This window comes from Streptomyces sp. NPDC048297 (genome assembly GCF_043201585.1).
In the GTDB taxonomy this organism is placed as follows: Bacteria; Actinomycetota; Actinomycetes; order Streptomycetales; family Streptomycetaceae; genus Streptomyces.
The window spans coordinates 165,114-177,188 of the sequence record NZ_JBICZA010000008.1; the positions used below are offsets into that span (position 1 = coordinate 165,114).

8 protein-coding genes are annotated in these 12,075 nt (G+C 70.5%); 4 read left to right on the top strand and 4 right to left on the bottom strand.

Going from position 1 to position 12,075, the window contains the following annotated elements:
- The first annotated feature begins 82 nt into the window (after positions 1-82).
- Together ACGFYV_RS11465 and ACGFYV_RS11470 are read left to right on the top strand one after the other, a co-directional pair.
- A complete protein-coding gene (locus tag ACGFYV_RS11465) occupies positions 83-985 on the top strand; it encodes an LLM class flavin-dependent oxidoreductase (RefSeq protein ID WP_393878130.1) in 903 nt (300 codons plus the stop codon).
- A 173-nt stretch (positions 986-1,158) separates the two neighbouring features.
- On the top strand, positions 1,159-2,085 hold the full coding sequence (locus tag ACGFYV_RS11470; protein ID WP_393878131.1) for an HAD hydrolase family protein: 927 nt from the start codon (positions 1,159-1,161) through the stop codon (positions 2,083-2,085).
- 132 nt (positions 2,086-2,217) lie between these two features.
- Here the strand turns inward: ACGFYV_RS11470 and cydD are convergent, their stop codons facing one another.
- From cydD to ACGFYV_RS11485, 3 genes are read right to left on the bottom strand one after another with little or no spacing between them, the layout of a single operon-like run.
- Complete coding sequence (gene cydD / locus ACGFYV_RS11475; protein ID WP_393878132.1) at positions 2,218-5,850, bottom strand: thiol reductant ABC exporter subunit CydD; 3,633 nt, start codon at positions 5,848-5,850, stop codon at positions 2,218-2,220.
- A 60-nt stretch (positions 5,851-5,910) separates the two neighbouring features.
- Entirely contained in the window at positions 5,911-6,915 is a 1,005-nt protein-coding gene (cydB, locus tag ACGFYV_RS11480) for a cytochrome d ubiquinol oxidase subunit II (RefSeq protein WP_393878133.1), read from the bottom strand.
- A gap of 15 nt (positions 6,916-6,930) precedes the next feature.
- Positions 6,931-8,439, bottom strand: a complete 1,509-nt coding sequence (locus ACGFYV_RS11485) for a cytochrome ubiquinol oxidase subunit I (protein WP_393878134.1) — start codon at positions 8,437-8,439, stop codon at positions 6,931-6,933.
- A gap of 377 nt (positions 8,440-8,816) precedes the next feature.
- Here ACGFYV_RS11485 and ACGFYV_RS11490 point away from each other — a divergent pair, with 377 nt between their 5' ends.
- The gene (locus ACGFYV_RS11490; protein WP_393878135.1) at positions 8,817-9,140 is read left to right on the top strand and encodes a hypothetical protein; all 324 of its coding nucleotides are present in this window, start codon (positions 8,817-8,819) and stop codon (positions 9,138-9,140) included.
- 261 nt (positions 9,141-9,401) lie between these two features.
- Here ACGFYV_RS11490 and hisC read toward each other — a convergent pair whose 3' ends face one another.
- Positions 9,402-10,481 (bottom strand): histidinol-phosphate transaminase, encoded by a 1,080-nt coding sequence (gene hisC, locus ACGFYV_RS11495; RefSeq protein WP_393878136.1) that lies wholly within the window; start codon positions 10,479-10,481, stop codon positions 9,402-9,404.
- 426 nt (positions 10,482-10,907) lie between these two features.
- Here hisC and ACGFYV_RS11500 point away from each other — a divergent pair, with 426 nt between their 5' ends.
- Entirely contained in the window at positions 10,908-12,020 is a 1,113-nt protein-coding gene (locus ACGFYV_RS11500; RefSeq protein ID WP_393878137.1) for a LacI family DNA-binding transcriptional regulator, read from the top strand.
- Positions 12,021-12,075: the final 55 nt, after the last annotated feature.

Consider the following 12,075-nt stretch of genomic DNA (forward strand, 5'->3'; position numbering starts at 1 on the left):
GTAGTCGCCGATCCGTGGCCGTTCCGGTGCGTGAAGTGACCGATTTCGTCCGTCGTCGCAGCCGCCCCGTACGCTCGGACCCATGAGTCTGCGACTGAGCACCGTCATCCTGCCGTACCGCCGCTGGAGCGAAGGCGGCCGAGCGGCCTGGGAGCGGGCCGAGCAGCTCGGTTTCCACACCGCGTACACCTACGACCACCTGTCCTGGCGCAGCTTCCGCGACGGCCCCTGGTTCGGCGCCGTCCCGACCCTGACCGCCGCCGCTGCCGCCACCGACCGGCTGCGCCTCGGCACGCTGGTCACCTCGCCGAACTTCCGCCACCCGGTGACCCTCGCCAAGGAACTGATTTCCCTGGACGACCTCTCCGGCGGCCGGATCACCCTGGGCATCGGCGCGGGCGGCACCGGCTTCGACGCGACCGCCCTCGGCCAGGAGCCGTGGACGCCGCGCGAGCGCGCCGACCGGCTCGCCGAGTTCGTTCCGCTGCTCGACCGGCTGCTCACCGAGGACGCGGTGACGCACGAAGGCCGGTTCTACTCGGCACACGAGGCGCGCAACATCCCCGGCTGCGTGCAGCGCCCCCGGCTGCCCTTCGCCGTGGCGGCCACCGGCCCGCGCGGCATGAAGCTCGCCGCGCGCCACGGGCAGGCCTGGGTCACCACCGGCGACCCGAAGCTGTACGAGAACGGCACCCCGGAGCAGTCGGTCGAGGCGCTGCGCGAACAACTGGGCAGGCTGGGCGACGCGTGCGCCGAGGCCGGCCGGGACATCGCGGAGCTGGACAAGATCCTGCTCACCGGCTTCACCCCGGACCGCGGCCGGCCGCTCGAGTCCCTGGACGCCTTCGTCGACTTCGCGGGCCGCCACCGGGAGCTGGGCTTCACCGAGATCGTGATCCACTGGCCCATCCCGGACTCCGACTTCGCCGCAGACCAGAAGGTCTTCGAGCAGATCGCCATGGAGGCGCTCTCCCAGCTGCCGTGACGACTCCGTTGGCCCCTGTGTGATGGATCCATCGACCCCATGCGACGGGTCTCCGCCCCCTGTGCGACGGACCTTCGACCCCTATGTGACGGACCTTCGACGCATACGTGACGGGCCTCCGGCCCATATGTTTCGACTCATATGTGCGGAGTCCCGCACGGCCGTGCTGGCATATGCGCGAGAATGACCGGGTGACCTCAGCGACCAGACAGCCCGGGACTCCGGCCTCCCCCACGCTCTCGACCTCGCTCCACCAGGGAAACACCACCAGCCCACCACCCCGACTGATCGCAACCGATCTTGACGGAACGTTGCTGCGCGACGACAAGTCGGTCTCCCCGAGGACCGTCGCCGCCCTGGCCGCGGCCGAGAAAGCCGGTATCGAGGTCTTCTTCGTCACCGGCCGACCGGCCCGCTGGATGGGCGTCGTCAGCGACCATGTGCACGGCCACGGCCTGGCGATCTGCGGCAACGGCGCCGCCGTGGTCGACCTGCACGGCGGCCCCGGCGCCCACCGGTTCGTGAAGGTGCGCGAGCTGACCAGGCGGAACGCGCTGGACTCCGTACGACTGCTGCGCGAGGCCGTGCCCGGCACGGTGTTCGCGGTCGAGCAGACGTACGGCTTCCACCAGGAGCCGGACTATCCCAAACTGCACATGGAGATCCCGGACAACCTGCTGCCCGCCGAGGTCCTCCTCGCGGCGGACGGTCCGGACGCCGACCAGCCCGTGCTCAAGATCCTCGCCTACCACCCCGACCTGGACCCCGACGCCTTCCTCTCCGTGGCCCGGATCGCGGTCGCCGACCGCGCCAGCGTCACCCGCTCCAGCCCCAGCGCCCTGCTGGAACTCAGCGGCCCCGGCGTCTCCAAGGCCAGCACGCTGGCGCTGTGCTGTGCCGAGCGCGGCATCTCGCCCGCGGAGGTCGTCGCCTTCGGGGACATGCCCAACGACGTCGAGATGCTGACCTGGGCCGGCCGGTCGTACGCGATGGGCAACGCCCACCCCGACGTGGTCGCCGCCGCCTCGGGCCGTACGGTCGCCAACAACGAGGACGGGGTCGCGGTCGTCATCGAGCAGATACTCGCCGACCGGGCCTGACACCGGCTCCCCTGCCGGCGGATCCGGCAGGGGACGTCCACACCACACCATCTGCGGCGCGTCACACCGTCCGCGCCTCACCGCCCGCCTCAGACGATCGGTCCGCAGACCGTCCGCATCACGCCGCCTGCCTCACACCGCCGCCACCAGCGAGTCGGCCTCCGCCTCCCGTCGCGCCATCGTGCGCAGCGGGCCGTCCACGGTCACCAGCTCCGCGTACGGGCCGCGCTGCACCACCCGTCCCGCGTCGAGGACGACGACCTCGTCGACGGCGTCGAGCCCCGCGAGCCGGTGGGTGATCAGCAGGGTCGTACGGCCCTCGGTCGCGGCCAGCAGGTCCGCGGTCAGCGCGTCGGCCGTCGGCAGGTCCAGGTGCTCGGCCGGCTCGTCCAGGACCAGCACCGGGAAGTCGGCGAGCAGCGCGCGGGCGAGCGCGAGGCGCTGGCGCTGGCCGCCGGAGAGGCGGGCCCCGTGCTCACCGACGTGCGTGTCCAGGCCGTCGGGCAGACCTGCCACCCACTCCCGCAGCCGGGCCCGGTCCAGCGCGTCCAGCAGCTCGGCCTCGGTGGCGTTCTTGCGTGCGATCAGCAGGTTCTCGCGCACGGTGCTGTCGAAGAGGTGCGCGTCCTGGGCGCACAGGCCGACGAGGCGTCGTACGTCGTCGCCGTCCAGCGCGTTCGCCGCCACCCCGGCGAGCGTGTACGTGCCCGCGCCCGGGTCGAGGAAGCGCAGCAGCACCTGGGCGAGGGTCGTCTTGCCCGAGCCGGAGGGCCCGACCACGGCGATCCGGCGGCCCCGTTCCAGCGTGAGGTCGAACCCGGCGAGCGCGTCGCGGTGCTGTCCCCCGTGACGGGCCGACAGATCCCGGACCACGACCGGGAAGGGCCTGGCGGGCGCCGGCAGGGGCCGCTCCGGCTCCCGCACGGGATCCGGCGCGTCCAGGACTTCGTACACGCGCTCCGCGCTGCGGGCCACCCGCTGCCGGTAGCGCACGGCGAGCGGCAGCCCGAGGACGGCCTCGAAGGCGGCCAGCGGGGTGAGGACGACCACGGCCATCAGCACCCCGTCGAGCCGGCCCGCGGCCACCGCCTGGGCGCCGAGCAGGGCGGTGGCGGTGACGGTGAGGCCGCAGACCAGGGCGGTGAGCCCGTCGCCGAGCGCGGTGACCGCGGCCGCCCGTGAGGCGATCCGGGTGAGCGTGCCGTCGGACTTCCGGGCCGCCGCCGTACGAGCCGGGAGAGCGCCGGCGACCGTCAGCTCGGCGGTGCCGGTGAGCAGGTCGGTCACCCGGGTCGCGAGCACACCCCGGGCCGGCGCCAGCCGCCGCTCGGTGCGCCGGGCCGCCGCCGCGGTGATCAGCGGGACGCCGACGCCCGCCGCGAGGAGGCCGGCCGCGAGCGCGGCACCGGCCTCGGGCAGCAGCCAGGCGGTGAAGCCGGCCGAGGCGGCGCAGACGGCGACCGCGACACCGGCGGGCAGCAGCCAGCGCAGCCAGTAGTCCTGGAAGGCGTCCACGTCGGCGACCAGCCGGGTCAGCAGATCACCGCGCCGGGTCGCCCGCAGCCCGGCGGGCGCCAGGCGTTCCAGCCGCCGGTAGACGGCGACCCTGGTGTCGGCGAGCATCCGCAGCACGGCGTCGTGGGACACCAGCCGCTCGGCGTACCGGAAGACGGCCCGGCCGATCCCGAAGGTCCGCGTCGCCGTCACGGCCACCATCAGATACAGCACCGGCGGCTGCTGGGAGGCCCGCGCGATCAGCCATCCGGAGGTCGCCATCAGGCCGACGGCGCTGCCGAGGGCCAGCGCCCCGAGCAGCAGGGCCAGCGCGAGCCGCCCGCGCCGGGCACCGGCCAGGGCCCGGACACGCTCCAGCACGCGGCCCGTGGACCCCGCCCCGCCGATCGCGGAAACACCGGCCTCGGGCACACCGGCCTCATGCACAGCGGCCTTGCGCTCACCGGCCTCAGGCTCACTGCTCTCGGCCGGGTCGGCTGCTTCGGGGGAGCGGGTGCCAAGGGACTCGGTGAACGGCGCACCGGCCTCGGGAACGTGCGTGCCAGGCGCGGGAACGTGCGTGTCGGCCTCGGAAACGTGCGTGCCGGGCGCGGACGTCGCCGGTCCGGCGGCGAGTGCCTCGGGAAGCCGCAGTCGTACGACACGGTCCGCGGCCTCCAGCAGCGCCGGCCGGTGCACCACCAGGAGCACGGTGCGGCCCACGGCCAGCCGTCGTACCGCCGCCACGACGTCCGCCTCGGTCGCCCCGTCCAGGGCGGCCGTCGGCTCGTCGAGCAGCAGCACGGGCCGGTCCGCGAGGAAGGCGCGGGCCAGCGCGAGCCGTTGCCGCTGCCCCGCGGAAAGACCGGCCCCGTCCTCCCCGAGCACCGTGCCGGCTCCCTCGGGCAGCGCGTCCACGAACTCCAGCGCGCCGGCGTCCCGCAACGCCCGGCGTACGGCCGCGTCGTCGGCGTCGGGCCGGGCCAGCCGCACATTCTCCGCGATGGTGCCGGCGTACAGGTGCGGACGCTGCGGCACCCAGGCGATCCGCGACCGCCACTCCTCCAGGTCGAGGCCGGCGAGATCGGCTCCCCCGACCCGCACCAGGCCCTCGGTGGGCCGTACGAACCCGAGCAGCACGTTCAGCAGGGTCGACTTGCCCGCGCCGCTCGGACCGACCAGGGCCACGGTCTCGCCGGGCTCGACGGTGAAGGACACGTCGGTCACGGCGTCCACGGACCGGCCTGGGTAGCGGACGGTCACCGCGTCGAAGTCCATCGCGCCCATGGGCACGGCAGCGGTGCCGGACACCGGGACCGGCGTCTCCAGCACCGTGAAGATCTCCTCGGCCGCGGCCAGCCCCTCCGCCGCCGCGTGATACTGCGCGCCGACCTGACGTAGCGGCAGATACGCCTCCGGTGCCAGCACCAGGATGACCAGGCCGATGGAAAGGTCCATGTCGCCGTGCACCAGCCGCATGCCGATCGTCACGGCGACCAGCGCGACCGACAGCGTGGCGAGCAATTCCAGCGCGAAGGAAGAGAGGAAGGCGATCCGCAGGGTCCGCAGCGTGGCCTGCCGGTACTCGCCGGTGATCCGGCGAATGGACTCGGCCTGCGCCTTGGCCCGGCCGAACACCTTGAGCGTCGGCAGGCCCGCGACCACGTCCAGGAAGTGGCCCGAGAGCCGGGACAGCAGCGTCCACTGGCGGTCCATCCGCGCCTGGGTGGCCCAGCCGATCAGGATCATGAAGATCGGGATGAGGGGCAGGGTGGCGACGATGATCGCCGCCGACACCCAGTCCTCGGTGACGATCCGCGCCAGGACGGCGACCGGGACGACCACCGCGAGCCCCAACTGCGGGAGATAGCGCGAGAAGTAGTCGTCGAGGGCGTCGATCCCGCGCGTGGCCAGCGTGACCAGCGAGCCCGTCCGCTGCCCTGCGAGCCACCCGGGACCGAGCGCCGCCGTCCGTTCCAGGAGCCGCGCCCGCAATTCGGACTTCACCGCCGCGCTGGCACGGTGGGCCGCGAGTTCGGTCAGCCAGGAGACCAACCCGCGGCCACAGGCCACGGCCGCCAGCAGCACCAGGGGAGTGACCAGGTCACCGGCCGACCGGCCGTGCTGGAAGGCCCCGACCACCACCTCGGCGATGAGCATCGCCTGAGCGATGACCAGCCCGGCCCCGACCCCGCCCAGGGCGATGACCGACACGAGGAAGAAGCGCGTGGCACGGGCGTATCGCATCAGGCGGGGATCGATCGGTTTCACGTGAAACGTGTCCTTCAGTCCCGAGGGGCGTGTTTCACGTGAAACATACCCTTGGCGGATTCAGTGAGCGGTGTCGGCGATGTGGTGCGTGCCGATCCGCTTGCGGAACACCCAGTAGGTCCAGCTCTGGTACAGCAGGACGAGGGGTGTGGCGATCGCCGCGCACCAGGTCATGATCTTCAGGGTGTACGGACTCGACGAGGCGTTGGTGACCGTCAGGCTCCAGTGCGCATTGAGCGTGGAGGGCATGACGTTCGGGAAGAGCGACAGGAAGAGCATCGCCACGGTGGCCACGATGGTCACGCCGGACAGCGCGAACGCCCATCCCTCACGCCCTGCCCGGGTGGCGACCAGGGCGGCCACCAGCGCGAGGACCGCCACGACCAGGGCGATAAGGCTCTTGGCGTCCCCCTTGTCGGCCTGCGTCCACAGCAGGAAACCGAGCGCCACGACCGCGGTGACGAGACCGACCCGCAGCGCCAGCTTCCGTGCCCGCAGCCGGATGTCACCGACGGTCTTCAGCGCGGTGAACACCGCCCCGTGGAAGGTGAACAGGGTGAGGGTCACCAGACCGCCGAGCAGGGCGTAGGGGTTGAACAGGTCCCCCAGGCCGCCGACGTACTCGAAGTTCCGGTCGATCTTCACGCCGTGCACGATGTTCCCGAAGGCCACGCCCCACAGGAACGCCGGGATCAGCGAGGTCCAGAAGATCGCCATCTCCCAGTTGCGCTGCCAGCTCTCCTCGGGCCGCTTGACCCGGTACTCGAAGGCCACGCCCCGGACGATCAGGCAGACCAGGATGGCGAGCAGGGGGAGGTAGAAGCCGGAGAAGAGAGTGGCGTACCAGTCCGGGAAGGCGGCGAAGGTCGCGCCGCCCGCCGTGAGCAGCCACACCTCGTTACCGTCCCAGACCGGTCCGATCGTGTTGATCAGGACTCGGCGCTCGGGCCGGTTCCTGGCGAGCAGCTTGGTGAGGATGCCGACCCCGAAGTCGAAGCCCTCCAGGAAGAAGTAGCCCGTCCACAGGACGGCGATCAGGACGAACCAGACGTCGTGCAGTTCCATGACTGTCCCCTCGGCCTAGTAGGAGAAGGCCATCGGCTTGTCGGCGTCCCGCGGGTCGCCGCCGATCTTCGTGGGCGGATTGAGGTCGGCCTCGGTCAGCTCGGGCGGGCCGGCCTGGACGTACTTCGCGAGCAGCCTGACCTCGATCACGGCGAGGATCGCGTACAGCGCGGTGAAGACGACCATCGAGGTGATGACCTCGCCCTGGGAGACACCGGGGGAGACCGCGTCCCGGGTCTGCAGGACGCCGTAGACGACCCACGGCTGACGGCCCATCTCGGTGAAGATCCAGCCCCAGGAGTTGGCGATCAGCGGGAAGGCCATCGTCCAGGTCGCGATGCGCCAGTACCAGGGGGTCAGCTGCGGGCCGAGGGCCTTCTTCCGGAACAGGACCAGGTGCGGCACCTCGTCCTCGCCGACCCTCAGGTGCTCCGGGAGCAGGAACTTCTTGCGGGTCAGCCAGAGTCCGGCCAGACCGATGGCGAAGGAGGCCATGCCGAAGCCGATCATCCAGCGGAAGCCCCAGAAGGCGACCGGGATGTTGGGCCGGTAGTCACCGGGCCCGAACTTCTGCTGCTCGGCCTTGTTGACGTCGTTGATGCCGGGGACGTACGAGGTGAAGTCGTCGTTGGCGAGGAAGGACAGCACGCCCGGGATCTCGATGGCCACGGTGTTGTGGCCCTTCTCGACGTCGCCGTAGGCGAAGATCGAGAACGGTGCCGGCTTCTGTCCGTCCCACAGCGCCTCGGCTGCCGCCATCTTCATCGGCTGCTGCTTGAACATGACCTTGCCGAGGGTGTCACCGCTGACCGCGGTGAGCATGCCGGCGATGACCACGGTGATCAGGCCGAGCCGCAGCGAGGTCTTCATCTCGCGGATGTGCTTCCTGCGGGCCAGGTGATAGGCGGAGATGCCCACCATGAAGGCGCCACCGGTCAGGAACGCCGCGGACAGCGTGTGGAAGGCCTGGGTGAGCGCGGTGTTCTGGGTCAGCACCGCCCAGAAGTCGGTCAGCTCGGCGCGCCCCCGTGCCTTGTCGATCCGGTAGCCGACGGGGTGCTGCATGAACGAGTTGGCCGCGAGGATGAAGTACGCGGACAGGATCGTGCCGATCGAGACCATCCAGATGCACGCCAGGTGGATCTTCTTGGGCAGCTTGTCCCAGCCGAAGATCCACAGGCCTATGAAGGTCGACTCGAAGAAGAACGCGATCAGCGCCTCGAAGGCGAGCGGGGCACCGAAGATGTCACCGACGAAGCGTGAGTAGGCCGACCAGTTCATGCCGAACTGGAACTCCTGCACGATGCCCGTGACCACGCCCATGGCGATGTTGATCAGGAAGAGCTTGCCCCAGAACTTCGTCGCCCTGAGGTACTTCTCCTTCTCCGTGCGTACCCAGGCGGTCTGCAGTCCGGCCGTGAGGGCGGCCAGCGAGATCGTCAGGGGGACGAACAGGAAGTGGTAGACGGTGGTGATGCCGAACTGCCAGCGCGCCAGTGTCTCTGGCGCCAGAGCCAGTTCCACGTCGTCACTCTCCTTACGTCGCCGTACTGAAGCGGCGGCTCACCCCATTTGTCACACGCAAACAGGGCAATCCGGTCGAGCTTGTGAACGCGTTCACATTCACAAGCCATTATGACGCACTGATTTTCGGCAATCGACAGGGGGTCTCCCCTTTGCCGTCTCGTCAAGGCCTCGGCAGCGACTTCAACGTCTTGTTGAGTTGCGCGCCACGCGGATACGGACCTCCTGGCCCTCCGCTCCGGCCATCTCGCCGCACCCCTCCGCCCGACGCCCCGTACTCATGGGTGGCGATCGCGGGGGCATTGAGCACGTGTCCTCACGAGAGTTGAGTACGCGACCGGATCACCACACGCGGGGCGGTGCGCTGGGATGAGGACATGAATCCCGCTCCGCAGCCCAGCTCAGCGCGCCTCGTCACCGGATGGTCCGTCGCCGGACTCGTCCTGCTGCTGCCGACTGTCGTCGTCGCCTGGATCGCCGTACTCAGCACCGATCGCGGCACCCGCTGCCTGATGTACGGCGAGCAGTGCTCGACGGTCCCGGGTGACGCCCTCTACGGTTGCTTCTCGGGCGCCCTCGCGGCCGGCGTTCTGGCGCTGGCATGGCCCCGAGCCCGATGGGCGGGCGCCAGGGCGTGGGTCGTCCTGCTGCAGTGGTGTACTCAGATCACGCTGGGCGCGCTCATCCTCAGTGGCGCGTGACGTCCCCCTCCGCAGGCCACGCCGATGACCCGTGCGCCCTCACAGAGAACAGACAACGGCCCACATATGGGGCGGAGAGGTCTATTTCGACACAGGCATCTCTGTTTCACGTGAAACGGACGCCTTCATGTGAGACGGACGCCCAACAGGTGGTCGAACCCGGCACCGTCGCCTGCCCGGAAACAGCACCCGGAAACGAGGAGAGCCCCGCACGAGGCGGGGCCCACCCGGAACCGTTCCGGGACTTCTCCCGGAGCCTTCTCAGCTCTCCTTGCGGAACGCTTCCGACACCTTCAGGAAGATGTCGTTCGCCTCGGCCTCCCCGATCGTCACCCGCACACCCTCGCCCTGGAACGGCCGGACCACCACACCGTGCTCCTCACAGGCCGCCGCGAACGCCGCCGTGCGCTCCCCCAGCCGCAGCCACACGAAGTTGGCCTGGGTCTCCGGCACCGTCCAGCCCTGGGCGCGCAGCCCGTCGACCACGCGTGCGCGCTCGCACACCAACGAGCCGACGCGGCCCAGTAGTTCGTCCTCGCACCGCAGCGAGGCGATCGCCGCCTCCTGCGCGAGCTGGCTGACACCGAAGGGCACCGCCGTCTTGCGCAGCGCCGCCGCCACCGGCTCGTGGCCGATCGCGAAGCCGACGCGCAGGCCGGCGAGGCCGTACGCCTTGGAGAACGTGCGCAGCACACAGACGTTGGGCCGCTTGCGGTACAGCTCGACGCCGTCGGGCACCTCGGGGTCGCGGATGAACTCCCGGTATGCCTCGTCCAGCACCACCAGCACATCACCGGGAACCCGGTCGAGGAACCGCTCCAGCTCGGCCCGCCGCACCACCGTGCCCGTCGGGTTGTTGGGGTTGCAGACGAAGATCAGCCGCGTCCGGTCGGTGATCGCGTCCGCCATCGCGTCCAGGTCGTGCACGTCGCCCGGCGTGAGCGGAACCTGCACCGACCGGGCGCCGCTGATCTGCGTGATGATCGGGTACGCCTCGAACGACCGCCAGGCGTACATCACCTCGTCGCCCGGGCCGCTGGTGGCCTGGATCAGCTGCTGGGCCACCCCCACCGAGCCGGTGCCCGTGGCCAGGTGGGCGAGCGGGACGCCGAAGCGCTCCGACAGTTCGTTCATCAGCCCGGTGCAGGCCATGTCCGGGTAGCGGTTGAAGTCGGCGGCTGCCGCCGTGACCCTCTCCATCACGCCGGGCAGCGGAGGGTACGGGTTCTCGTTGGAGGACAGTTTGTAGGCGACCGGTCCGTCGGCCGCGGCGGGCTTGCCCGGCTTGTAGGTGGGGATACCCTCCAGCTCTGCGCGCAGCCTGGGGCTCGTCTCGCTCACCGCATCCTCCTCGCGACCACCGGCGACCCGTCGACACCACCGGCTTCCATACTCCTCACCTTATGAGGATTCGACGCGCTTGCGTACTGCCGTGGAGCGTCAGGACGCGAACCCCGTCCACCCCTGGGGCATCAGGGGCATCACCACACGAAGGCGTACGGATCGGGGGCGCGCTGTACATATATCTATGCGCCGGTAGCTCACGCCGTGGCGCGCATCACCCGTGAAGGTGAGATGAGACCTCTTCGAAACATCGGACACTTGGCAGGCCTATGCGCGCCACCACGTCACGTCCTACCACCGAACCGCACAACTGACATGCTTTCTAAGGCTGTTAGCCTTTAATGATCATGCAGAAACGTGCCTGTCAATGTGCGCATATGCGTCCGCACTACCCCACCGCATGAGCCCTACTATCGGCTCGCCATGACAGCAGCAGGAAAGCACCAGGTGAGCCGCGCGGAAACTTCACGTCGAGGCAACCGGCCGGGTCGGGCGGGCATCAGGGACGTGGCCGCCGCCGCCGGAGTCTCCATCACGACCGTCTCCGACGCCCTCAACGGCAAGGGCCGGCTCCCGGATGCCACCCGCCGCCATGTCCGCGAGGTCGCCGACCGGCTGGGGTATCGCCCCTCGGCCGCCGCCCGCACCCTCCGTACCGGCAAGTCCGGACTGATCGGCCTGACCGTGACGACGTACGGGGATGAACCTTTCACCTTCACCGAGTTCGCGTACTTCGCCGAGATGGCGCGGGCCGCGACCTCGGCCGCACTCGCCCGCGGCTACGCCCTCGTCATCCTGCCCGCGACCTCCCGCCACGACGTGTGGTCCAACGTCGCCCTGGACGGCACGGTCGTCATCGACCCCTCCGACCAGGACCCGGTCGTCAGCGAACTGGTCCGGCAGGGATTACCGGTCGTCTCCGACGGCCGCCCGGCCGGCCCCCTCCCCGTCACCGCCTGGGTCGACAACGACCACGAGGCAGCCGTCCTCGGCATCCTCGACCATCTCGCCGCCGCCGGCGCCCGCCGGATCGGTCTGCTCACGGGCACGTCCACGGACACGTACACCCACCTGTCCACCACCGCCTACCTGCGCTGGTGCGAGCAGGTCGACCAGGACCCGGTCTACGAGGCCTACCCGGCGCACGACCCCTGCGCGGGCGCCGTCGCCGCCGACCGGCTGCTCGCCCGCCCCGACCGCCCCGACGCCGTCTACGGCCTGTTCGACCCCAACGGCACCGACCTGCTCGCCGCCGCCCGCCGCTACGGCCTGCGCGTCCCCGACGACCTGCTGCTGGTGTGCTGCAGCGAGTCCACCGTGTACGCCACCACCGAGCCGCCCATCACCACGCTCTCCCTGAAGCCGCGCCGCATCGGCACGGCCGTGGTCCAGCTCCTCATCGACGCCATCGAGGGAGTCGAGTCGGACCAGCCCGTCGAGCAGGTGATACCGACCGAACTGATCGTGCGTACCTCGTCCCAGCGACGTCCTCCGCGCACGACGGTCAGCCCCCCGCGGGCACCGGAGAAGGGCTGAGCGCTCCGCTGATCGCTCTGCTGAACGCTCTGCCGGTCGCTCTGTTGGAGATCCG

Bases quoted from the DNA above. Each gene is read 5' to 3' on its own strand.
- ACGFYV_RS11500 (WP_393878137.1), top strand. From the start codon at position 10,908: ATGACAGCAGCAGGAAAGCACCAGGTGAGCCGCGCGGAAACTTCACGT.
- ACGFYV_RS11465 (WP_393878130.1), top strand. From the start codon at position 83: ATGAGTCTGCGACTGAGCACCGTCATCCTGCCGTACCGCCGCTGGAGC.
- cydB (WP_393878133.1), bottom strand. From the start codon at position 6,915: ATGGAACTGCACGACGTCTGGTTCGTCCTGATCGCCGTCCTGTGGACG.
- ACGFYV_RS11490 (WP_393878135.1), top strand. From the start codon at position 8,817: ATGAATCCCGCTCCGCAGCCCAGCTCAGCGCGCCTCGTCACCGGATGG.
- ACGFYV_RS11470 (WP_393878131.1), top strand. From the start codon at position 1,159: ATGCGCGAGAATGACCGGGTGACCTCAGCGACCAGACAGCCCGGGACT.